At 65.7% G+C, this 21983-nt stretch carries 18 protein-coding genes and 1 pseudogene; 17 read left to right on the plus strand and 2 right to left on the minus strand.

Annotated features, from left to right (window positions below; all coding sequences use genetic code 11):
* The first annotated feature begins 41 nt into the window (after positions 1–41).
* From E8L03_RS11945 to E8L03_RS11990, 10 genes are all read left to right on the plus strand, one after another.
* Positions 42–2378 carry a pyridine nucleotide-disulfide oxidoreductase/dicluster-binding protein gene (locus tag E8L03_RS11945; protein ID WP_171267481.1) on the plus strand — a complete coding sequence of 779 codons (2337 nt, stop codon included), beginning with the start codon at positions 42–44 and terminating at the stop codon, positions 2376–2378.
* Complete coding sequence (locus E8L03_RS11950) at positions 2378–2593, plus strand: DVU_1557 family redox protein (RefSeq protein ID WP_171267482.1); 216 nt, start codon at positions 2378–2380, stop codon at positions 2591–2593. Before E8L03_RS11945 ends, E8L03_RS11950 begins: the two co-directional genes overlap by 1 nt.
* Positions 2590–3327: a DVU_1556 family methyltransferase gene (gene trsM / locus E8L03_RS11955; RefSeq protein WP_171267483.1), complete on the plus strand. Its 738-nt coding sequence runs from the start codon at positions 2590–2592 to the stop codon at positions 3325–3327. Before E8L03_RS11950 ends, trsM begins: the two co-directional genes overlap by 4 nt.
* Positions 3324–3779: a DVU_1555 family C-GCAxxG-C-C protein gene (locus E8L03_RS11960; RefSeq protein WP_144305472.1), complete on the plus strand. Its 456-nt coding sequence runs from the start codon at positions 3324–3326 to the stop codon at positions 3777–3779. The genes trsM and E8L03_RS11960 overlap by 4 nt, the downstream gene beginning before the upstream one ends.
* 127 nt (positions 3780–3906) lie before the next feature.
* Complete coding sequence (gene trsS / locus E8L03_RS11965; protein WP_171268481.1) at positions 3907–5322, plus strand: radical SAM (seleno)protein TrsS; 1416 nt, start codon at positions 3907–3909, stop codon at positions 5320–5322.
* The gene (locus E8L03_RS11970) at positions 5319–6662 is read left to right on the plus strand and encodes a DVU_1553 family AMP-dependent CoA ligase (protein ID WP_171267484.1); all 1344 of its coding nucleotides are present in this window, start codon (positions 5319–5321) and stop codon (positions 6660–6662) included. The genes trsS and E8L03_RS11970 overlap by 4 nt, the downstream gene beginning before the upstream one ends.
* Positions 6662–7738: an XdhC family aldehyde oxidoreductase maturation factor gene (locus tag E8L03_RS11975; RefSeq protein ID WP_167512460.1), complete on the plus strand. Its 1077-nt coding sequence runs from the start codon at positions 6662–6664 to the stop codon at positions 7736–7738. Before E8L03_RS11970 ends, E8L03_RS11975 begins: the two co-directional genes overlap by 1 nt.
* An 8-nt stretch (positions 7739–7746) precedes the next feature.
* Positions 7747–8406, plus strand: coding sequence for an HD domain-containing protein (locus tag E8L03_RS11980; protein WP_171267485.1), 660 nt, complete (start codon positions 7747–7749; stop codon positions 8404–8406).
* On the plus strand, positions 8403–9407 hold the full coding sequence (locus E8L03_RS11985) for a HEAT repeat domain-containing protein (protein ID WP_171267486.1): 1005 nt from the start codon (positions 8403–8405) through the stop codon (positions 9405–9407). The genes E8L03_RS11980 and E8L03_RS11985 overlap by 4 nt, the downstream gene beginning before the upstream one ends.
* Before the next feature lie 121 nt (positions 9408–9528).
* Positions 9529–10152, plus strand: coding sequence for a histidine phosphatase family protein (locus tag E8L03_RS11990; protein ID WP_171267487.1), 624 nt, complete (start codon positions 9529–9531; stop codon positions 10150–10152).
* Positions 10153–10301: 149 nt separating this feature from the next.
* Here the strand turns inward: E8L03_RS11990 and gltA are convergent, their stop codons facing one another.
* Positions 10302–11684: an NADPH-dependent glutamate synthase gene (gene gltA, locus E8L03_RS20895; RefSeq protein ID WP_216367972.1), complete on the minus strand. Its 1383-nt coding sequence runs from the start codon at positions 11682–11684 to the stop codon at positions 10302–10304.
* Between the two features lie 51 nt (positions 11685–11735).
* Positions 11736–12575 (minus strand): annotated as a pseudogene (locus E8L03_RS20900) (sulfide/dihydroorotate dehydrogenase-like FAD/NAD-binding protein); the annotation flags it as partial.
* Positions 12576–13379: 804 nt separating this feature from the next.
* Between E8L03_RS20900 and E8L03_RS12000 the strand changes: the two are divergent.
* The 7 genes from E8L03_RS12000 to E8L03_RS12030 all read left to right on the plus strand — a co-directional run bounded on the left by E8L03_RS12000 (position 13380) and on the right by E8L03_RS12030 (position 21980).
* Positions 13380–15338, plus strand: a complete 1959-nt coding sequence (locus E8L03_RS12000) for a cache domain-containing protein (RefSeq protein ID WP_171267489.1) — start codon at positions 13380–13382, stop codon at positions 15336–15338.
* Positions 15316–16737, plus strand: a complete 1422-nt coding sequence (locus E8L03_RS12005; RefSeq protein ID WP_144305480.1) for a sigma-54-dependent transcriptional regulator — start codon at positions 15316–15318, stop codon at positions 16735–16737. Before E8L03_RS12000 ends, E8L03_RS12005 begins: the two co-directional genes overlap by 23 nt.
* Positions 16738–17246: 509 nt before the next feature.
* Positions 17247–17900: a fumarate reductase cytochrome b subunit gene (locus E8L03_RS12010; RefSeq protein ID WP_144305481.1), complete on the plus strand. Its 654-nt coding sequence runs from the start codon at positions 17247–17249 to the stop codon at positions 17898–17900.
* A gap of 15 nt (positions 17901–17915) precedes the next feature.
* The gene (locus E8L03_RS12015) at positions 17916–19805 is read left to right on the plus strand and encodes a fumarate reductase flavoprotein subunit (RefSeq protein WP_171267490.1); all 1890 of its coding nucleotides are present in this window, start codon (positions 17916–17918) and stop codon (positions 19803–19805) included.
* Positions 19806–19820: 15 nt separating this feature from the next.
* Positions 19821–20609: a fumarate reductase iron-sulfur subunit gene (locus E8L03_RS12020; RefSeq protein WP_144307495.1), complete on the plus strand. Its 789-nt coding sequence runs from the start codon at positions 19821–19823 to the stop codon at positions 20607–20609.
* Positions 20596–21435, plus strand: coding sequence for a fumarate hydratase (locus E8L03_RS12025; RefSeq protein WP_144307494.1), 840 nt, complete (start codon positions 20596–20598; stop codon positions 21433–21435). Before E8L03_RS12020 ends, E8L03_RS12025 begins: the two co-directional genes overlap by 14 nt.
* Complete coding sequence (locus E8L03_RS12030) at positions 21435–21980, plus strand: Fe-S-containing hydro-lyase (RefSeq protein WP_144307493.1); 546 nt, start codon at positions 21435–21437, stop codon at positions 21978–21980. The genes E8L03_RS12025 and E8L03_RS12030 overlap by 1 nt, the downstream gene beginning before the upstream one ends.
* The last annotated feature ends 3 nt before the right edge of the window (positions 21981–21983 follow it).

Here is a 21983-nt window from a genome sequence, read left to right on the forward strand (position 1 = left end):
TGCCCAGCCTTGCTCGACAATGTTCACGACGCGGGAATACCATGGAGCAGAAAGACTTACGCCGTTGGGAATGGTTATGCATCCAGGAGGAACCGCCGCTCTGCCAGGCCGCATGTCCCATCCATGTGGACGTCCGGCTCTTCACGCGGCATCTGGCCGCTGGTAAAGTTGACGAAGCGCGCAAGGTCCTTGCCAAGACAATGCCCCTCTCCGGGGTGCTGGGCAGGATCTGCGACCACCCATGCGAGAACGCCTGCCGGCGCGCCGATCCCGAGGACGGCGACGAGGGCATTCGCATCGGGAGCTTGGAGCGCGCCTGCGTCATCCAGAGCGACGCCCGGCCGCGCAGCCTGCCTGTGCCGCCTAAAAATTTCACAGCCGCCGTTGTCGGCGGCGGACTCAGCGCGCTGACCGCAGCCTGGGACCTGGGCCGCAAGGGTGTCAGGGTCTCCCTGCTCGTGCCGGAGCGCGAGATCGGCGGCGTACTGCTCGCCTATCCGGAGTCCGTGCTGCCTGCGGAGGCGCTGGCCCGGGAGCTGGAGCTCCTGAAAGCCATGCCCGTCACCATCGAGACGGACGTCGCCATCGACGCGGACCGCATCCAGAGGCTGCTGGACGAGCACGCCGGCGTCTACCTGGGACTGGACTCCCTGGCCCTGAGCGACATCCACGTCGACCTCGTCTTCGACATCAAGGCCCTGGACCCCGTATCCCGGAGCACGGGCCGGCCCGGACTCTTTGCCGGCGCGCCCCTTGGGAGCACGCCCTTTTCGCCCATCCAGGCCGTCCTGCACGGACGCCAGGCCGCACTCTCCATAGAGCGCACCGCACAGAACGTCTCCCTGAGCGCCTCCCGCGAGAAAGAAGGCCCCTTCGAGACGCGGCTCTTCACCAGCATGGCCGACGTGGAGCATGCGCCCGCCACGCCCATGGCCGACCCCGGGGGCTACACGCCCGAGGAAGCCAGAGCCGAGGCGGCCCGCTGCATCCAGTGCGAGTGCAAGGAGTGCGTCAAGGTCTGCCCGTACCTCGCGCATTTCAAGGGCTATCCCAAGAAGTATGCGCGGGAGATCTACAACAACCTCTCCGTTGTGCACGGCCTGCGGGCGGCCAACACCATGATCGAATCGTGCAGCAACTGCGGCCTCTGCGCCGAGGTCTGCCCCAACGACTTCCACATGGGCACGCTCTGCCTGATGGCGCGGCGGGAGATGGTCCGCCAGGACAAGATGCCGGCGTCTGCGTTCGACTTCGCCTTGCGCGATCTCGACTTCAACGTCTCGTCCAAGGCCACGCTGGCCAAGCCGGACCCGGATACCGGCGCCTGCGAGTGGGCGTTCGTCCCCGGTTGCCAGCTTGCCGGCGCCACGCCGGAGCTGGTCCGCGCGACCTACGACCACCTGCGCGCCGGCCTCGAAGGCGGCGTGGGCCTGCTCATGCACTGCTGCGGCGCGCCTGCCGAGTGGGCCGGCCGAAAGGACGTGCTGGCCAACGTGACCGAGAGCTTCCGCGCCTTGTGGAAGGAGCTCGGCGAGCCCAAGCTCGTCCTTGCCTGCACCACCTGCCTGCAGACCTTCGCCGATCTGCTGCCGGAGATTCCGTGCACCTCGCTCTGGGAAGTCCTGGAGCCCATGGACCTGCCGGAAGGCGCCGGCGGCGAGGGCGTGTACACCCTGCACGATCCCTGCACCTCGCGCTACCTGGCCGCGGTGCAGAACAGCGCCCGGACCATGGCCGGCCGTCTCGGCGTCACCCTGCGCGACGCCGACCTGACCGGCGTGAACACGGAGTGCTGCGGCTTCGGCGGTCTCATGGAGTGCGCCAATCCGGCCATGGCGACCAAGGTCGTGGAGCGCCGGACCACCGACAATCCCTCGCCGTTCCTGGCTTACTGCGCCATGTGCCGGGACAGTCTCTCCCGCCAGGGCGCGCCGGTCGTGCACATGCTCGACCTGCTCTTCCCCGGCCTCGCCAGGAACCCGGAGCCCGCCAGCCCCAATCCCCTGGTGCGCAGCGGCCCGGGCCCGGCGGACAAGCATGAGAACCGCGCCCGACTGCGCGCACAGCTTGCAAAAGAGCTCTGGAACGAGGAGCAAGGCCCCATGGAGAAGTACGAAGAGATCGAGCTGATACTCGAGCCCGAGGTCCAAAGCGCCGTGGACGAGCGTCGCATTCTGGCCGAAGACATCCGCCGCGCCATTGCCCACGCCGAGGAAACCGGCCGCAGCATGAAGCACCCGGAGTCCGGCCGCTTTCTCGTTTCCCATCAGCCGGCGGCCGTCACCTACTGGGTGGAGTACGCGCCGGAGCCCGGTGGCCAAGCCTTCCGCGTGTACCGCGCATGGAGTCACCGCATGATCCTCCAGGGGGCGCAGTAATGCAGCATTTTCCTGAAATCATAGCCCGCTACGAAGGCTGGGTGTGCCAGAAGTGCAATGAACCACTCGTGCCGGGCAAGACCCAGCTCGCCTACCTGGGCAGCGTCTTTGATGTGGAGCTGCCGGTCTGCCCCAAGTGCGGCATGTTCATCGTTCCGGAGGAGCTCGCCATGGGCAAGATACTCGAGGTGGAGCAGGTCCTGGAGGACAAGTGACCACGGCCGGCCATGCGTCGGCGCCGTATCTGCGGCGTGACGTGCAGGAGGCCCTGGGACCGACGCTGCGTCCCGGCGGCTCCACCACCACGGAGCGCGCCCTTGCCCTGTGGCCTCTGCCCGCCGGCGCCAGGGTCCTGGACATCGGCTGCGGCCTGGGCGCAACGGTCCGGCTGCTGCGGGAGCGCTACAAGCTGCGCGCCTACGGTCTGGACCTCACGCCCGAGCTGCTCATCCAGGCCCGGAACGAGCAGCGCGACGCCGGCCTGCTCTGCGGCTCGGCGGCTTCCATCCCGCTGCGCGGCGCCGTTCTGGACGCCGTGTTCATGGAGTGCGTCCTCTCCCTCTGCCCTGATCCGGCGGCCGCCCTGGCCGAGGCGGCGCGAGTGCTGCGGCCGGGCGGCGTGCTTGTCCTCAGCGATGTGTACCGCCGCGACCCCGGCTTTGCCGGCGGGCCCAACGCCAGCGGTTGCCTGCGCGGAGCCGCCACCCGCTACGACCTCCACGCCAGGATTGATGCGGCCGGCCTCTCCGTCCTGACCTGGGAAGACCACAGCCGCCTGCTGGTGGACTGCGCTGCGCGGCTCGCCTTTGCCGGCGTGCCGGCCAGCGCCTTTCTCGGCAGTTGCGGCGCGGACGGCTCGTGCGCCACGTCTGCCCGCGCCTTTGGCTACGCCCTCTGCCTTGCGGAAAAGAGCATAACCATTTCAGATACAAGTGTAGGAAACGCATGAGCGATATCGATCTCGACCTGTTGACCTATGGTTCCCAGGGCTTCAATTGCAGCCAGATCCTGATCCTCCTGGGCCTGCGCCTGCAAGACCGCGAGAACCCGGAGCTGGTCCGCGCCATGGACGGCCTGGGCAACGGTCTCGGCTTCTCCGGCGAAACCTGCGGCGCCCTGCTGGGCGGCTGCTGCCTCATCGCCATGAACGCCGGCAAGGGAGCGCCGGAAGAGCGCGCCCACGACCGCCTGCCGGTGATGATCGCCGAGCTCGTGGAGTGGTTCCGCTCCACACCCTGCGCCGGTTGCCCGGGCATCCGCTGCTCCGACATCCTGGACGACAACGAGTCCGGGCCGGACATGCACCGCTGCGGCTCCCTGGTGAGCGGCGTGTACACCAAGGCCGTCACCATCCTGCAGGAAAATGACATCGACCCCACGGTCCCGTTTGAGGATCGGTGATGGAATACCATACCGAGGGGCTCCGCCCCTCGGGCACCCTGCCAGGGAGCATGGCTCCCTGGACCCTGATCTGGGTCCAGAAGAACGCTGTCCCCCTGGCCGCCGGAGGCACTCTTCAATGCCCACGATGAAAGCAGCGAACCCTGGCACACGGGAAGAGGACTTTGTCGAGAAGCCCTTCACTCAGGTCCTGTCCCAGACGCGCAGCCTCTGCCCCCAATGCCTGCGGCCCATAACGGCGCATCGCGTCCGCGAGGGCGACGACGTCTATCTGGTCAAAGAGTGCCCAGAGCACGGGACGAGCCGCGCGGTGATCTGGCGCGGCGGCCCAGCCCTGGAGACATGGACCCGGCCCAAGACGCCCTCCACGCCCAAGGTCCCGGCCACCACGCGCGACAAGGGCTGCCCCTTTGACTGCGGCCTCTGCCCGGAGCACGGCCAGCACACCTGCAGCGCGCTCCTGGAGCTCACGAGCCGTTGCGACCTGGGCTGCCCCATCTGCTTTGCCGATTCCGATGTCAGATCGCCAGACGCCGACCCGGACATGGCCACCATCGCCGGCTGGCTGGACAGCGTGGAGCGCGCCTCCGGCATGTGCAACATCCAGCTTTCCGGGGGTGAACCCGCCGTGCGCGACGACCTCCCGGAGATCGTCGCCATGGCAAAGTCCCGTGGCTTCCCCCTGGTGCTGCTCAACACCAACGGCCTGCGCCTGGCGCGGGACGAGGCGTATCTGACCGCACTGGCCGAGGCCGGGCTGGACTCGCTCTACCTCCAGTTCGACGGCGTCAGCGACGGCGTATACGAGTCCATCCGCGGCCGGGCATTGCTGCGGCAGAAGGAACGCGCCGTGGAGCGCGCCGCCGCACATGGTCTGGGCATCGTGCTCGTGGCCACGGTGGTCCCCGGCGTCAACGACCGGGAGCTGGGCGACCTGCTGCGCTGGGCCATCCAGGCCGGACCGGCCGTGCGCGGCGTGCACTTCCAGCCCATCAGCTACTTCGGCCGTTACCCGCACCCGCCAGCGGACGCGGACCGCATCACCCTGCCGGAGATCATGCGCGGCCTGGAGTCCCAATCCGACGGCCTTGTCCGTGCCGCGGACTTCATTCCCCCCGGCTGCGAGCACTCCCAATGCTCCTTCCACGCCACCTACTTCCGCAACCCTGACGGCAGCCTGCGCCTGCTGCGCGACAACGGCCAGTGCTGCTCACCCAAGCCCGGCCCCATCGTGGCCGCGGACGGTGCCCGCGCTGCCACGTCATTTACGGCGCGGCAGTGGAAGGCCCCGGAGTGCGGCTGCTCGTCCAATGCCGGCGAGCCCCTCGGCGATTTCGACGCCTTCCTGGCCCAGGCCCGGCGCAGCGCTTTCACCGTCTCGGCCATGGCCTTCCAGGACGCCTGGACCTTGGACCTGGAGCGGGTGCAGGGCTGCTGCATCCATTGCGTGGCGCCGGACGGGCGGCTCGTGCCCTTCTGCGCGTACAACCTGACCGCCGCGGACGGACGCTCCATCCACCGCAACGCGCACGCCCGGTCATGATGCAGCCCACGCCTCTTGACGCCTGGATCGCCGAGCAGACCCACGGCGGCGGTCCGCTCGATCCGGAGAAGCTGCGCGAGTATCAGCTCCATACCCTCAACGAGACCCTGGCCTGGGCCATGGAGAACAGCCCCTACCATCGGGGACGACTGGGCCGGCTGCCCAAGTCCGGCCTCTCCGACCTCGGCGAACTCGCCGACCTGCCCATAATGGACGAGAGCATCCTGCGCACCAGGCCGGAGTACGTCCTCTGCATCTCCCAGGGCGACGTGGCCCGCGTGGTCACGCTACGCACAACCGGCTCCACGGGCGAGCCCAAGCGCCTCTACTTCACGGCCGAGGACATCGCCCACACCGTCGACTTCTTCGCCGTGGGCATGACCCAGCAGATACGGTCCGGGGACACGGCCATGGTCTTCATGCCCGGGGCCACGCCCCACTCCGTGGGCGACCTGCTGCGCGAATCCCTGACGCGGTTGCAGGCGGAGTGCATTTCCTACGGCTTCATGGACGACCCGGCCCGCGTGGCGGAAAAGATCCTGCTGCACGAGGCGCGGGTGCTGATCGGCCTGCCTGGCCAGCTTTTGACCCTGGCCCGCGCGCAGGCCGAAGCCCTGCGCGGCAATATCTCCTCGGTGCTGCTGTCCGGAGAGCACGCCCCGCAATGGCTTGCCCGGGATATCGCCTCCCGCCTGGATTGCGAGGTCTTCATCCACTACGGGCTCACCGAGACCGGCCTGGGCGGCGGCGTGGAGTGCTGCGCCCACCACGGCATGCACCTGCGCGAGGCCGATCTTCTTGTGGAGATCGTGGACCCCGGAAGCAAACAGCCGCTGCCTGCCGGCGAGCAGGGCGAGATCGTGCTCACCACGCTGCGGCGGCGCGGCATGCCGCTCATCCGCTACGCCACCGGGGACAAGGGCATGCTCCTGGACCGCGACTGCCCTTGCGGCAGCCGGGTTGCGCGACTCTTGCCCCTGGGCGAACGCCGTGGCGACACCGTCCCGGTCCAGGACTCACACTTTTCGCTCAACCACGTGGACGAGGCCGTGTTCCGCGTGGACCGCATCAGCGCCTGCAATGCAGAGCTGCGTTACGGGGCGAGCCCCAGCGAGGCGGCCACGCTCCGCCTCAGCCTGGCCACAAAGTCCGCCGGCAACGAAGCCACGCACCAGCTGGCCGCGGAGGTGCGCGAGGCCATGGCCGCCTCGCCCGTGCTCGGACCGCTCATCCATTCACACGCACTCGATGTGGACATCGCCTGGACCACGGGGGCAGAATGCCTTGCGGCCGGTCCCAAACGAAGCCTCGTCATACAGAACAATCAGGAGAGCCTCTGATGCCGCATATCATGGAACGAATTGCACAACTGCTCGAAGGCGGCGAACGTCTGGCCCTGGCCACCATCCTCCACCAGGATGGATCCACCCCACGCACTGCCGGGGCGCGCATGTTCGTCACAGCCGACGGCCGCTCGGAAGGCACCATCGGCGGCGGCCTGGCGGAAGCCATGGCCCAGCGCCTGGGCCGAGAGCTTCTGGCCGGCAAGAACGATGCGCAGGCCGAGCTGCTCAACGTGGACATGTCCAGCAGCAAGCCCTCGGACATGGACATGATCTGCGGCGGCAGCCTGGAGGCCTACGTGGAGGTGCTGGAGCCGAAACCGGAGACAGTGGCCGTCTTCGCCGCCTGTGCGGACGCCATCCGCCAGGGGCGCACGGCCCTTTTCGCCACCCGACTGCCCGGCGGCAAGGCCCGGCCCACGCACTGCGCGCTTGATCCCGCCACACCGGAGCAAGGCGGAACATGCGACGGCGCGCTGCCGGACTCAGTCGACGCATCCAAAATTCTGGACGCCGCCCAGAACGGCACCTGGGTCGTCACAGCCCCTGCCGCAGGCGGCGAGCGCTGGTTTGTGGAGACCCTCAGCCCGCCGGATACGGTCTACCTGTTCGGGGCGGGCCATGTGGCGCAGACCACAGCCGTGGTCGCCGCACAGGCCGATTTCCGCGTCACTGTGCTCGACGACCGGCCGGAGTTCGCCAACCGCGAGCGCTACCCCGATGCGCACCGCATCATCGTGCTCGACTCCTTCGAGGGCATCTTCCAGAGCCCGGAGATGGCCAATGACCGCATTGCCGAGAACAGCTACCTCGTCATCGTCACCCGCGGCCACAGCCACGACGGCCTGGTGCTGCGCCAGGCCCTGGCCACCGGGGCCGGATACGTGGGCATGATCGGCAGCAGCTCCAAGCGGGAGACCATCTACCAGGCCATGCGCGAGGACGGCTACACCGACGACGACCTGGCGCGGGTGCACAGCCCCATCGGCCTGTCCATCGGCGCGCAGACACCGGGCGAGATCGCCGTGAGCATCGTGGCCGAGCTTGTCCAACATCGTAGACAAAACGATTAGGGAGCGTGATGGCGAAACCTTCGGCCAAGACCGACGTCGCAGCAGTTCCCACGCTGGACCAGGCTGCAACCCTGCTTGCTGAAAAGGGCGTGGACAAAGGGCTCTGGGCGCACTCCGCCTTGGTGGCCATCGTTGCGGTGCGCCTCGCCGCAGCGCTTCAGCGCGCCGGGGTAGAGCTTGACATGAACGCCGTGGCCGCCGGAGGATTGCTGCACGACATCGCCAAGGGCTCGCCCAAGCACGCCCACGCCGGCGCGCACCTGCTGGAGGAAGCCGGCTACGACGGCATTGTGGAGATCGTGGCCCGGCACACGGAGTTCATCGTAGCGGCGGATGCGCCCGTGAGCGAGGCCGAGGCCGTCTACCTGGCGGACAAGCTGGTGCGCGGGGACAACATCGTCCTGCTGGAGTCGCGGTTCGAGCACGCAACCACGCGGTTCGCCGGCGACCCCAAGGCGCTGGCCGCCGTGACGCGACGCAGAGCCCAGGCTATCTTCAGCCTGGAGCGCATGGCCAGGGCCATCGGGGCCTCACCGGAAGAGGTCGCCCAAACGCCGAGCGGCCATCCTTTGGAGAACGCCCTGGGTGCGATGAAGGATGCGATGCCCGACCCCGCATTAGTGAATCAACAAACCGCCGAAGCAGATTTGGACAGGGAGGAGCCATGACGTTTGAGACCAAAGGCCCGGCAACCCTGCCCAATGCCTGCGTGTGGCGGCCCGACCTGAGCTTTGCGCCTGCCCCGCTCTGCCCGGCCGGCGGCGCTCCGGAGGTGGAAGCCTTTCCCGAGCTGGACGCCACGGCCCGCGATGAAGCGCTGCAATGCATAGGACGGCTGCAGGACGACAGGCTCCATGTCCGCCAGACAACGGCGATGCGGCTTGCCGGCCTTGGCCCCGGCGTTATCCCCCTGCTGGAGCCCGTGCTACGCGGCGGGTGCTGCCTCCACGAGATCGACGCGGCCCTGGAAACGCTCAAGCGGCTGCGCGACGCGCGGTCCATCCCCATGACCGCCGCATTGCTCGCCTCGCCTTCCGAAGACATTCGCCTGGCCGCGCTCAAGACGCTGCGCTGGTTGACGGACGATCCCGACACCTTTTTGCCGGAGCTGTCCGACCCGTACTGGCGCATCCGGCGCGAGGCGTTGTTCGCGCTCCTGGAGCTGCGCTGCGACGGCCTGATGCGCGTGATCGAGGCCATGCTGCGCGACGGCCACGCCGCAGTCCGCGCCGCCGCGGCCAATGGTCCCGGCATCATCCGCGACGAGTCGGCCATTCCCGCGCTCATTGAGCTTCTGGACGATCCGGCAAAGCCTGTCCGCGAGATGGCGGCGTGGTCCTTGGGACGGTTCGAACGGCGCATGGTGGGCGAGCACGCCGCCGATCTGGCTCTGCACCCGGCCTCCAGGCGCGACGTAGCGCTCGCCTGCCGGACCCTTTGCATCTGCCGCGATCCGGCAGCCGCCGACGCCGTGATTCTGGCTGCGGAACATGCCGATTCCGAGACGCAGGTGAAGGCGGTCAAGGCCCTGGCCGGCATGGCCGGGCCGGAGCACATGCCGTTCCTCAAGTCCATGCTGCAAAGCGATGCCGAGACAGTGCGCCAGGCCGCGGCATGGGCCATCAGCCTGCGCACCCTGCGTGGCGCGTCTCGGCGCACGGCGGAGTGACCCCCTAGTACTGGCCGCTTGCATCCGCCGGCAGGTACACTCAGCAGAAGATTGATGACGGCGTCTACCAGCGCCGCGGACCTGACGAGACCTCAATGCTCTAAACAGCGGAGACAACCCGATGGGCGAGCTTTGCCTCATGCGGCACGGCCGCGTGGAGATGTTTCACATCAAGCGGTTTCTGGGCCGCACCGACGCGCCTCTGGACGAACGCGGCCGGCAGCAGGCCCGCTGGTGGGGAGAGCGGCTCGGCCCGGACCAATTTGAGACGGTCTGGTGCTCGGAGCTGTCGCGATCACGCGAGACAGCGGCGCTGGTTGCCTGCGGCGGGGCAGTCACCCCCGTGCCGGAGCTGTCGGAGATCGATCTCGGCGAGTGGGACGGCCTGCCCATGGCCGAGCTGAAGCAGCGGGACTTGGCCGCCTTCGAGGCGCGTGGCAAAGACCTGGCCGGGTTTCGTCCGCCCGGCGGGGAGAGCTTTGCCGATCTGGCGCGGCGCGTGGTGCCGGCCCTGGAGAATATTCTGGCGCTGGCCGCGGACTCCGAACGTGACCACCTTGTGGTGGGCCACCTGGGCGTGAACCGCGTCTTCCTGGCCCATGTGCTGGCCATGGAGGTCGGCTCGATCATGCGCATCGAGCAGGGCTACGCCTGCATGAACCGCATCCGGCCCGGCAAGCGGGAGCCGCGGCTCGTGTCCATGAACATCACGCCGGAGTTGCTGGGGCTGGCCGCCGAGTCCTGAGGGGCGCTGCCCCTCATACTCCCCGCAAGGGAGCAGTGCTCCCTTGACCCATTTCCGGGGTCACGGGGAACTGAGTTCCCCGTGCCGGGGGCCTGGGGGACAGCGTCCCCCAGACACACGACAATAGAAGCTTGAGTCTGTGATGTTTTCTACTCGCAGCCCAGGCGCTTCGCCATCTCCTTGGCGGCGGTGCGGCCGGCGCCCATGGCCAGGATCACCGTGGCGGCGCCGGTAACGATGTCGCCGCCGGCAAAGACGTTGGGCATGCTCGTCTCGCCGGTTTCTTCATCCACCTCGATGTAGCCCCATTTGTTCAGCTTCAGGTCGGGCTCGCTCTCCAGGAGCACCGGGTTGGAGCGTGTGCCCACGGCGATGACCGCGAGGTCGGTGGGCAGCTCGTAGATGTCGCCCTCGATGGCCACGGGCCGGCGCCGGCCCGAGTCGTCGGGTTCGCCCAGCTCCATGCGCTGCAGCCGCACGCTGCCCAGGTTGCCGTCCTCGCCGGGCTTGAACTCCAGGGGCGAGGCCAGGCACTCCATGATCACGCCCTCTTCCACGGCGTGGTCCACCTCTTCCTTGCGCGCGGGCATGGCGTCCTGCGTGCGACGGTAGACGATGTGCACGCTCTCCGCGCCCAGGCGCACCGCCGTGCGCGCCGCGTCCATGGCCACGTTGCCGCCGCCGTACACGGTGACCTTCTTGCCGCGCACGATGGGCGTGTCGAAGTCCGGGAAGCTGTAGGCCCGGCCCAGGTTAATGCGGGTGAGATACTCGTTGGCCGAGAACACGCCGCTCAGGTTCTCGCCGGGGATGTTCAGGAACTTGGGCAGGCCGGCGCCCACGCCGATGAACACGGACTTGTAGCCCTGGTCGAAAAGCTCCTGAAGGGAGAAAGTCTTACCGGCCACGGCGTTGGTCTTGAACTCCACCTGCAGGTCGTTCAGGGCGTTGACCTCCTTGCCCACGATCTTGTTTTTGGGCAGGCGGAACTCCGGGATGCCGTAGACCAGCACGCCGCCCAGCTCGTGCAGGGCTTCGAACACGGTGACCTTGCAGCCGCGGGAGGCCATGTAGCCGGCCACGGTGAGGGACGAGGGGCCGGAGCCGATGCAGGCCACCTTCTTTTCCTCGTCGATGAGCGGGCACTCGGGCTTGTCGGAGATGAGGTCGCAGGCGTCGCGGTGGAAGAACTCGTCGGCCACGAAGCGCTCCAGCCGGCCGATGGCCACGGGCTCGGCTTTGACGCCCAGGATGCAGCTGCCCTCGCACTGGCTCTCCTGCGGGCAGACGCGGCCGCACACGGCAGGCAGGCTGTTGGTGCCCTTGATGACCTTGTAGGCCTTTTCCACGTCGCGCTGGACCAGGGCGGCGATGAAGTCCGGGATGTTCACCTCCACCGGGCAGCCCTTGACGCACTGCGGCTTCTTGCACTGCAGGCAGCGCGCGGCCTCGGTCACGGCCATATCCATGGAGTAGCCCAGGGCGACCTCGTCGAAGTTGGTGATGCGCTGCTCGGGCGGCTGGTGCGGCATGGGCACGCGGGGCTGCGCCGGCTTCTTGGCCTTCTTTTTCTTGCCCTCTTTTTCCGCGCACTTGCACTCCTTGAAGTCGTCGTAGGAGACGCACTCCAGGCTCTTGAAGTAGCGCAGGCGGTTGCCCAGCTCCACGAAGTCCACCTTGTGACCGTCAAACTCCGGGCCGTCCACGCAGGCGAACTTGGTCTCGCCGCCCACGGTGACACGGCAGGCGCCGCACATGCCGATGCCGTCCACCATGATGGAGTTCAGGGAAACCGTGGTCTTGACGTCGTACTTCTCGGTGACCTTGGAGACGGCCGCCATCATGGGCACCGGGCCCACGGCCACGACCTCGAACACGCTTTTGTCGCTCTGGAGCCGGTCTTCGAGCAGCTCGGTGACCAGGCCCTTGTGGCCGTAGCTGCCGTCGTCCGTGGAGACAAGAACCTCGTCGGCAAAGCGCATGAGCTCGTCCTCGAAGAGCAAAAGATCCTTGGTGCGCGCGCCGATGATGGCCACGACCTTGTTGCCGGCCTCGTGGTGGCCCTTGGCGATGTGGTGCATGGCCGCGATGCCGGTGCCGCCGCCCACGCAGACGACAGTGCCTTCCTGCTCGATGTCCGTGGCCTTGCCCAGGGGGCCGCAGAGGTCCAGGATGGCGTCGCCCACCTGCAGGTCTTCGAGCATGGCCGTGGTCTTGCCCAGCACCAGGTAGACGATGGTGATGGTGCCTTTTTCTTTGTCGGCGTCGGCAATGGTCAGGGGGATGCGCTCGCCTCGGGGGTCCACGCGCAAAATGACGAAGTTTCCGGGCCGGGCCTTGGCTGCAATCTCAGGCGCGTCGATGACCAGCTTGCTGGTCTGATCCGGGATAAGCTGTTCTTTTTCCAGAATGGTGTTCGGCATGTCCTCTCCTCAAAAGTTGTTGCGGGCGAACGCCGCAGAGCAATCTAACCAGGACCGACAGCCGGTACGGAGCACAGTACCGCGAGGCCGGCGGTCTACGACGCCGCAGGGCCTGCACGGGACATGCCACACATTCAGGAAGATTAACAACCCAAAATGATGGAATATTTGTCTGTTAATCATTCCCCGCGCAAGACTAATTCTTGTATCAGTTGAATCATTTCCTGCATCGCAGGAATACATATTGTTTCAAGCTATTCATGTGCAGAGATATATTTGCCGTTGTGCGAAATTATACAGATACAGTCTGGTTTTCTGACGGATGATACAGTGCGCGCATGTCATGCCCTGCACGGACGTAGCGCCATGCTGATACCCGACATCACTACACGGTGTGAGAAAGCGGCCGCCGCGTCGGAACGCCACGAATTCCTGTCGGACAGGAAAAATGGCGCGCCGTGAACGGTTCCATTTACTGTTGGACAGATAACACTGCAGCTTTCTGGCGCTTTTCGGAAGCCCTGTATGCTGGCACTGTTTGTGCTTCGCCATATAGTGGTTGCACGCGCGGTCTGGGAACGCCAATCCGCGAAAAATTGACCGGGTTTGACTTTTTTCCACCCGCCTCCTTTTCTTCATGTATTTCGGGCAGGGAAACGCATCTCTCCGGGAAACGCCGTGTGACTTTGTGCCTGTATTTATTACGTTCCAGACACAGAGTAGGCGCTCGCGGGATTTGACATCAGCCGCTATCGGCATCATTTGTAACACCGCACCCCCTATAACGCCGAAACCACGGGCAGCATGTTCAAGCTACGAACCTTCTTTTCCCATCGCAGCTTCACAATAATCAGTAGAGTTGGCGCCTTACTGGTTTTCCTGTCGCTATTCGCCGCCGCGATCAGCGTCGTCTACAGCTACTACATCAACAAGTCGCAGAAAGAGACCCAGGTCGCCGCTCGCGAGCTGATGCTTTCCGGCCACGAGCGCACGCTCAAGGCCGCGGTCATCAGCCTTGCCGAAACCCTGAGCGAAATGGTCAGCGAGACCGTAGCCGACGGCGGAGACCAGGAAGATCAAATCCGCCAGGTCATCAACGACGTGCGCTACGAGGAGAACGGATACTACTTTGTCTACAATACCGACGGCATAAACATCGCCCACCCGTTCCACCCGGAGTTCCGCGGTCAGAGGCGCCTGGAGATCGAGGACAACGAGGGCCACCGCTACATCAAGGAGCTCAGCGACAAGGCCCTGGCCGGCGGCGGCTTTGTCACCTACAATTTCTACAAGCCCGGCCAGACCACCCTGCTGCCCAAGCTGGTGTATGCCCACATGATTCCGGGCACCAAGTACTGGCTCGCCTCGGGCCTGTACATCAACGACATCGTCAAGGAGCAGCAGCGCATCTCCCAGCGCTTCGCCAAGATCCACCGCCACGCCATCGTCACCGTGGGCGCCGGCGTGGTCATCGTCCTGATCCTCGTGGTTCTGCCGGTGAGCATCCTGATGATCAACTCCATCCTCAAGCCGTGGCGGCAGCTGGAGCGGGAGCTGATGCAGGCGCAGAAGATGGAAGCCATCGGCATCTTCGCCGGCGGCATTGCCCATGATTTCAGCAACGTGCTCGGAGCCATCACCGCCTGCTCCGAGCTCGCCATGTACGATACCGACAAGGAAAGCCCGGTCTACGAGGACCTCCAGCACATCCACAAGGCGGCCAAGCGCGGCAAGAGCCTGGTGCGCCGGATCAAGGAGTTCAGCCGCAAGGCCGATACGCCGCGCAGCGCCGTGAACCTGGCGCGCGTCACCGAGGAGTGCATGGAGCTGGTGCAGACCATCCTGCCGGCCAACGTGGACGTGCACGTCAGCATGCTGGTGGACAATATCCGCGTGAAGGCCGACCCGGACCAGCTGCTCCAGGTGATCATGAACCTCTGCACCAATGCGGAACAGGCCATGCGCGGCTTCAAGGCCGTGCTCACCGTGGAGCTGGACGCCGTGGAGCTGGACGCCGACGAGGCCCGCGCCATGAACCTGAAGGCCGGCAGCTACGCCCGGCTCTCGGTGCAGGACACGGGCGTGGGCATGAAGCCCGTCATCCTCAAACGCATCTTCGAGCCTTTCTACACCACGCGCAGAAAATCCCGCGGCACTGGCCTGGGCCTGTCCATGACCCAGTCCATCGTCACCATGCACGGCGGCGCCATCACCGTGAACAGCTCGCTGGGCAAGGGCTCGGTCTTCCGCGTGCTGCTGCCCTGCGTGGAGGAGGAGCACGAGCACATTCCGGCCGCGCGGCGGCTCGACCTGCCCCACGGCACGGAGTCCCTGCTCATCGTGGACGACGACAAGGACCTGCTCTCCTCGCTGCACAAGCTGTTCACCCGCCTGGGCTATACGGTAACAAGCTGCAACGACAGCCGCGACGCCCTGGACATTTTCCTGCACGCGCCGCACGATTTCGATCTGTTGCTCACGGACCAGCTCATGCCCAAGATGACCGGCGCGGAGCTCATCAAGGAGATCAAGCAGATCAACGGGGATCTGCCCATTATCCTGTGCAGCGGGTTCGAGGGCGACGGCCGGCTGCAGCGGGTGCCCAAGGATCTCAAGAAGGCAGGGGTCTCGGCGTTCTTCCGCAAGCCCTTTGACACCATCGAGATATGCAGGGCCGTGCGGAAGCTGCTGGACCAGAACAAACCTGACACGACAACCATGACGCACGAGGCGAACACGAATGGCGCACGTACTCATCATTGATGACGACGAACCCATGTGCTACGCGCTCTCCCGGGCCGTCAGGCGCATGGGCTGCGAGGCGGAAAGCGCCGGAACACTGGCCGCAGGGCTCGATCTGGCCCGCTCCCGCCCGTTCGACATCATATTTCTGGACGTCCGGCTGCCGGACGGCAACGGCCTTTCCATTCTGGGCGATCTCACCGCCACTCCCTCCAATCCTGAGGTCATTATCATCACCGGCAAGGGCGAGCCGGAAGGAGCCGAGCTGGCCATCAGCAACGGCGCCTGGGACTACATCGAAAAGACCCACAGCATTCAGCAGATATCCCTGACCCTGAAGCGCGCCCTGGACTACCACCGCGCGCGCCAGGCCGATTGCGTGGGCAAGACCATCAAGGCGCTGCGGCGGGAGAAGATCATCGGCGAGAGCGCGGCCCTGACCCGCGCCCTGGACCTAGTGGCCCAGTCGGCCGAGAGCGGCTCCAACGTGCTCATCACCGGCGAGACCGGCACGGGCAAGGAGCTCTTTGCCCGCGCCATCCACGAGAACAGCACCCGGGCGGACGGGCCCTTCATTATCGTGGACTGCGCCGCGCTGCCTGAGAGCATCGTGGAGTCCATCCTCTTCGGCCACAAGAAAGGCGCCTTCACCGGCGCGGAAAAGGACCAGGTCGGTCTAATCTTCCAGGCGGACAAGGGCACGCTGTTTCTGGACGAGGTGGGCGAGATGCCCCTTTCGCTGCAGAAGAGCTTCCTGCGCGTGCTGCAGGAACGCGCCGTGCGCAGCCTGGGCGGCAAGGAGGTCCAGAAGAGCGACTTCCGCCTGGTGGTGGCCACCAACCGGGACCTGGACGCCATGGCCGAGGAGAACGGCTTCCGCAAGGACCTGCTCTACCGCATCCGCTCCATCCACATCCACCTGCCGCCCCTGCGCGAACGTCCGGACGACATCAAGCCGCTGACCACCCATGTCATCGAGGAGATCTGCAAACGCGCCGGCGCAACGCCCAAGGGGTGCAGCACGGACTTCATCGAGACCCTGGAGGCGTACGACTGGCCCGGCAACGTGCGCGAGCTCATCCACACCCTGGAGCACGCGCTGACTTCCTCCAAGCGGGACCCCTACCTTTTCTCCCAGCACCTGCCGTCCAGCATCCGGGCCAAGGTGGCGCGCAACCGCATCAGCGTGTCCGAGTTCGACGAGCCGTTCGAGCCGCTGGAAGAGGAGACCTTCACCTTTGATGAGATACCCGAGCTCCAGCCGTATCGCGACGCCATCTGCGCCAATGCCGAGAGCCGCTACCTCAAGGGGCTGATGAGCGCCACCAAGGGCAACATGAAAGAGGCCATCCGCCTTTCCGGCCTATCCCAGTCGCGGCTCTACGCCCTGCTCAAGAAGCACGGGCTTTCATCGCGTTAAACCGCTCCGGCGACCATTTCCCCCGGCACAAACGCCGCGCCGCACCGATTCGAGTGCGGCGCGGCGTTTTTTATTTCCTCCCCTCAAAGAACGCTGCCTTCTCTGGCAGGAAGAATTCTTGTCCAGCAGGAACACTTCCCTCCTGTATTGCAGGAAACGAATTCACCGCTTTTATTGTATCCGTTCCAACAAGCCGCATTTATTACATTAGATTTTGTAACGCGCTTGGTACGGCACATGCTGGGAGGACGACATCCCGTAACGGGGTAGCGCTCGACCCGCCGCGCTTTTTGACTTCCCCTTGGCAGCGCGGCGGGTCCTTGCGCGCTCCGTTCGGCCGGAAGCATGGAGCGACTGGTGAACCATCAGAACTTCGACACGGACACGCCGCAACGAGCGGCCGGGCTCCGCGTCACATCGCATAGGAACCGGGGTCGGGACGGCTGGCATGAAGGGCCGCGCCGTCCAGGTCCGAAAACAGAAGGAACAGTCTTTGGAGGATTGCATCCATGAATTCGAGCACCATGACATTGCATGTTCCGCAACGCAGCAAGATCTCCGGCCGGCTGGACTTCCTTATGGTCGTCTCCGGCGTGCTGCTCATCGCGTTTCTCTGGGCGCACCTGATTCTCGTCTCCAGCGTGGTCATCGGCCCGGGCGTGATGAACGCGCTGGCGCGCTTCTTCGAGGCCACCTACATGGCCCAGGTGGGCGGCCCCATCATCTTCCTGCTCATGCTGGTGCACTTCGTGCTGGCCGCACGCAAGATGCCTTTTGAGCAGGGTGAGCTGAAGGCCTTCCGCGTGCACAGCAAGATGATGCACCACAAGGACACCACCATGTGGCTGGTGCAGGTGGTCACGGCCCTGGTCATCCTCGTGCTCGCGTCCATCCACATGTTCGTGGTGCTTACGGACCTGCCCATCTCGGCGGCCAAGAGCGCGGCGCGCATTCAGGACGGGCCCTGGCTGCCCTTCTACCTCGTCCTGCTGCCCATGGCCGAGATCCACGTCGGCATCGGTTTCTACCGCATCGGCGTCAAGTACGGCTTCATCTCCAGCCAGAAGCGCGCCTGGTACCAAAAGGCCGAGTACGTGATGATGGCCATCTTCATCTCTATCGGCCTCATCACCCTCGCGCGGTTCTCCTTCCTCACTTTCTAAGCACGGAGTGATTCAATGCAGATATTTTATACAGACGTCCTGTGCATAGGAGCCGGCCTTGCCGGGGAACGCGTGGCCGTTGAGGCGGCGATGGCCGGGTTCGAGACCATCTGCCTGTCCATCGTGCCCCCCAGACGCTCCCACTCGTCCGCCGCCCAGGGCGGCATGCAGGCGGCACTCGGCAACGCCATCATGGGTGACGGCGACAGCCCCGACATCCACTTCCAGGACACGGTCAAGGGCTCGGACTGGGGCGCAGACCAGGAAGTGGCACGCATCTTCGCGGATACCGCGCCCATCGTGATGCGCGAGGTTGCGCACTGGGGCGTGCCGTGGAACCGCGTCGTCGCCGGCACCCACACCTACTACAAGGGCGGCAAGCCCTTCGAGGCCGAGGAGAAAAAGGAGAAGCACGGGCTGATCCACGCCCGCGCCTTCGGCGGCACGGCCAAGTGGCGCACCTGCTACACCGCGGACGGCACCGGCCGCTCCGTGCTCAACACCCTGGACAGCAAGTGCCTGCAGTACGGCGTGACCATCCACGACCGCACCCAGGCCGAGATCCTGATCCACGACGGCGAGAACTGCCTGGGCTGCATCGCCCGCTGCATGCGCACCGGCGAGCTGCGCGCCTACTTCGCCACGGCAACGCTCATCGCCACCGGCGGCTACGGACGCTGCTACTCCGCCACCACCAACGCGGTGATCTGCGACGGCGGCGGCCAGATCTGCGCCCTGGACACCGGCCTGGTTCCCATGGGCAACATGGAGGCCGTGCAGTTCCACCCCACCGGCACCGTGCCCACCGACATCCTGGTCACCGAAGGCTGTCGCGGCGACGGCGGCACCCTGCTGGACGTCAACGAGCACCGCTTCATGCCCGACTATGAGCCCGAGAAGGCCGAGCTCGCCTCCCGCGACGTGGTCTCCCGCCGTATGACCGAGCACATGCGCAAGGGCCTGGGCGTGAAATCGCCCTACGGCGACCATCTCTGGCTGGACATCCGCCACCTGGGCGTCAAGCACATCACCACCAAGCTGCGGGAAGTCTACGACATCTGCACCAACTTCCTGGGCGTGAACCCCATCGACCAGCTCATCCCGGTGCGGCCCACGCAGCACTACTCCATGGGCGGCGTGCGCACCAACCGCGACGGCGCGGCCTACGGGCTCAAAGGCCTCTACGCCGCCGGCGAGGCCGCCTGCTGGGACATGCACGGCTTCAACCGCCTGGGCGGCAACTCCCTGGCCGAGACCGTGGTGGCCGGCCGCTACATCGGCAAGCAGATCGTGAAGTACCTCAAGGGCGCCTCGGTGAACTTCACCAGCGCGGCCCTGCGCGACGCCGAGACCAAGCTCAATGAGCGCATCGAGGACATCGTCTCCGGACGCAAGGGCGGCGAAAACGCCCTGGAGCTGCGCGCCGAGATGCGTGAGACCATGATGGAAAACGTCTTCATCTTCCGTAACGGCAAGGACCTGCAGAAGGCCGTGGACACTCTGGAAGAGCTGCACGACCGCGCCAATCGCATCGCCCTGCAGAGCAACATCCCCGGCTTCAACCCGGAGATGTCCACCGCCCTGCGCCTCCAGGGCATGATCAAGCTCTGCCAGTGCACGGCTTACGGCGCCCTGCAGCGCACCGAGAGCCGTGGCGCCCACACCCGCGAGGACTTCCCCGAACGCAACGACAAGGACTGGCTCAACCGCACCCTGGCTTACTGGAAGGAAGGCTCCAACATGCCGACCCTCAAGTACGAGGACGCCTCTCCCTACTACGAGCTGCCCCCGGGCGAACGCGGCTACGGCGGCGGCAAAATCATCCCCAACGAGCTGCCCAAGAAGAAGTTCGAGGTTCCCAAAGAGTCTCTCGAAAACCTCAAAGAAGCCAAGAGCAAGGGCTAGCGGAGGACAATGGCAATGAATCGCAAGCTTCATCTCAAGGTGTTTCGATACAACCCCGACGATCCGAAATCGCAGCCCCGCATGGAATCGTTCCACATCACCGAGTACGACTCCATGACCCTGTTCATCGCCCTGACCCAGATCCGCGATGAGATGGACCCCACCCTGAAGGTGGACTTCTGCTGCCGGGCGGGCATCTGCGGCTCCTGCGGCATGGTCATCAACGGCCGTCCCGGCCTGGCCTGCCACACCCAGACCAAGGACCTGCCCAACGAGATCACCCTGCATCCACTGCCGGTGTTCAAGCTGCTGGGCGACCTCTCCGTGGACACCGGCACCTGGTTCCGCGGCGTGGGCACCAAGATCGAGTCCTGGGTGCACTCCAACGACGCGGCCTTTGATCCGGCCGACGAGGAGATGCGCATGGAGAACGAGGTGGCCGAGCAGATCTTCGAGCTCGACCGCTGCATCGAATGCGGTTGCTGCATCGCGGCCTGCGGCACGGCCCGCATGCGCGAGGACTTCCTGGGCGCGGCCTCCATCAACCGCATCGCCCGCTTTTACATCGATCCCCGCGACCAGCGCTCCGAAGACGACTACTACGACGTCATCGGCAACGATCAGGGCGTGTTCGGCTGCATGGGCCTTCTGGGTTGTGAAGACGTTTGCCCCAAGCACATCCCCTTGCAGGACCAGCTCGGCATCATGCGCCGCATGCTGACCCTCAACTCGGTCAAAGGCATTCTGCCCAAGGCCGTGATCAACGCTCTCAAACACAAAGGGTGCTGCCATGAAAAGCATTAAGGCCCAGGATATCCGTGACGCGGTGCGCGACATGATCATGGACGCCTGCCGCATTCTGCCGGACGACGTGTACGGAGCCATCAAAAGCGCACTGGACGAGGAGGAGTCGGAATCCGCCAAGGAAGTGCTCACCCAGCTCATCGACAACGCCGACCTGGCGCGCAACACCCAGCTGGCCCTGTGCCAGGACACCGGCGCCGCGGTCTTCTACGTGGACTACGGCGAGGACGTGCAGATCGAAGGCGGCACTCTGGAGCAGGTGATCAACGAGGGCATGGTGGAAGGCTACGACAAGGGCTACCTGCGCAAGTCCCTCTGCCATCCCCTGACCCGCAAGAACACCGGGGACAACACTCCGGCCATCATCCACAGCCACGTGGTGCCCGGCGACGAGCTGCGCATCAAGTTCATGGCCAAGGGCGGCGGCTCCGAGAACATGTCCAAGGTCGCCATGCTCAAGCCGGCCCAGGGCTGGCCCGGCATCAAGGACTTCGTAGTGCGGACCATGGCCGAGGCCGGCCCCAACCCCTGTCCGCCTACCGTGGTGGGCGTGGGCATCGGCGGCACCTTCGACCTCGCGCCTTCCCTGGCCAAGAAGTCCCTGTTCCGGCCCATCGGCGAACGCAACGCCGATCCCGAGATCGCGGCCATGGAAGAGGAACTGCTCGCGGCGATCAACGACCTGGGCATCGGCCCCATGGGGCTGGGCGGCAAGACCACCAGCCTGGACGTGAAGGTGGAGATGCACCCCTGCCACATCGCCAGCCTGCCCGTGGCCGTCAATGTGCAATGCCACTCATCCCGCACCAAGGAGGTCGTTCTCTGATGGCGACTTACAACCTCACCACCCCGCTCACCGATGAGGACATCGTCCAGCTCAAGGCCGGCGACGTGGTCAACCTCACCGGCACGATCTACACGGCCCGCGACGCCGCGCACAAAAAGCTCATCGAGGCCCTGGACAAGGGCGAGACCCTGCCCTTCGAGCTCGAAGGCTCGGTCATCTACTACGTGGGCCCGGCTCCGGCCCCCCCAGGCTGCGCCATTGGCTCGGCCGGCCCCACCACCAGCGGCCGCATGGACGTCTACGCGCCGAGGCTGCACAGCCTGGGCGTGAAGGCCAGCATCGGCAAGGGCAAGCGGACTCAGGAGGTCCGCGACGCCATGGTGCAGTACAAGGGCGTCTACTTCGGCGCCACCGGCGGCGCCGGCGCCCTGCTTTCACAGCGCATCACCGAGTCCGAGGTCATCGCCTACGACGAGCTCGGACCCGAGGCCATCCGCAAGCTTACCGTCAAGGACTTCCCGCTGCTGGTCGTGAACGACGCCCACGGCGCGGAACAGTACGCAACGCCCAACTACGAGCTTTAAAAG

This window comes from Oceanidesulfovibrio marinus, assembly GCF_013085545.1.
In the GTDB taxonomy this organism is placed as follows: domain Bacteria; phylum Desulfobacterota; class Desulfovibrionia; order Desulfovibrionales; family Desulfovibrionaceae; genus Oceanidesulfovibrio; species Oceanidesulfovibrio marinus.

Bases quoted from the DNA above. Each gene is read 5' to 3' on its own strand.
- E8L03_RS11945 (WP_171267481.1), top strand. From the start codon at position 42: ATGGAGCAGAAAGACTTACGCCGTTGGGAATGGTTATGCATCCAGGAG.
- E8L03_RS11950 (WP_171267482.1), top strand. From the start codon at position 2,378: ATGCAGCATTTTCCTGAAATCATAGCCCGCTACGAAGGCTGGGTGTGC.
- E8L03_RS11960 (WP_144305472.1), top strand. From the start codon at position 3,324: ATGAGCGATATCGATCTCGACCTGTTGACCTATGGTTCCCAGGGCTTC.
- trsS (WP_171268481.1), top strand. From the start codon at position 3,907: ATGAAAGCAGCGAACCCTGGCACACGGGAAGAGGACTTTGTCGAGAAG.
- E8L03_RS11970 (WP_171267484.1), top strand. From the start codon at position 5,319: ATGATGCAGCCCACGCCTCTTGACGCCTGGATCGCCGAGCAGACCCAC.
- E8L03_RS11975 (WP_167512460.1), top strand. From the start codon at position 6,662: ATGCCGCATATCATGGAACGAATTGCACAACTGCTCGAAGGCGGCGAA.
- E8L03_RS11980 (WP_171267485.1), top strand. From the start codon at position 7,747: ATGGCGAAACCTTCGGCCAAGACCGACGTCGCAGCAGTTCCCACGCTG.
- E8L03_RS11985 (WP_171267486.1), top strand. From the start codon at position 8,403: ATGACGTTTGAGACCAAAGGCCCGGCAACCCTGCCCAATGCCTGCGTG.
- E8L03_RS11990 (WP_171267487.1), top strand. From the start codon at position 9,529: ATGGGCGAGCTTTGCCTCATGCGGCACGGCCGCGTGGAGATGTTTCAC.
- gltA (WP_216367972.1), bottom strand. From the start codon at position 11,684: ATGCCGCACCAGCCGCCCGAGCAGCGCATCACCAACTTCGACGAGGTC.
- E8L03_RS12000 (WP_171267489.1), top strand. From the start codon at position 13,380: ATGTTCAAGCTACGAACCTTCTTTTCCCATCGCAGCTTCACAATAATC.
- E8L03_RS12005 (WP_144305480.1), top strand. From the start codon at position 15,316: ATGGCGCACGTACTCATCATTGATGACGACGAACCCATGTGCTACGCG.
- E8L03_RS12010 (WP_144305481.1), top strand. From the start codon at position 17,247: ATGAATTCGAGCACCATGACATTGCATGTTCCGCAACGCAGCAAGATC.
- E8L03_RS12015 (WP_171267490.1), top strand. From the start codon at position 17,916: ATGCAGATATTTTATACAGACGTCCTGTGCATAGGAGCCGGCCTTGCC.
- E8L03_RS12020 (WP_144307495.1), top strand. From the start codon at position 19,821: ATGAATCGCAAGCTTCATCTCAAGGTGTTTCGATACAACCCCGACGAT.
- E8L03_RS12025 (WP_144307494.1), top strand. From the start codon at position 20,596: ATGAAAAGCATTAAGGCCCAGGATATCCGTGACGCGGTGCGCGACATG.
- E8L03_RS12030 (WP_144307493.1), top strand. From the start codon at position 21,435: ATGGCGACTTACAACCTCACCACCCCGCTCACCGATGAGGACATCGTC.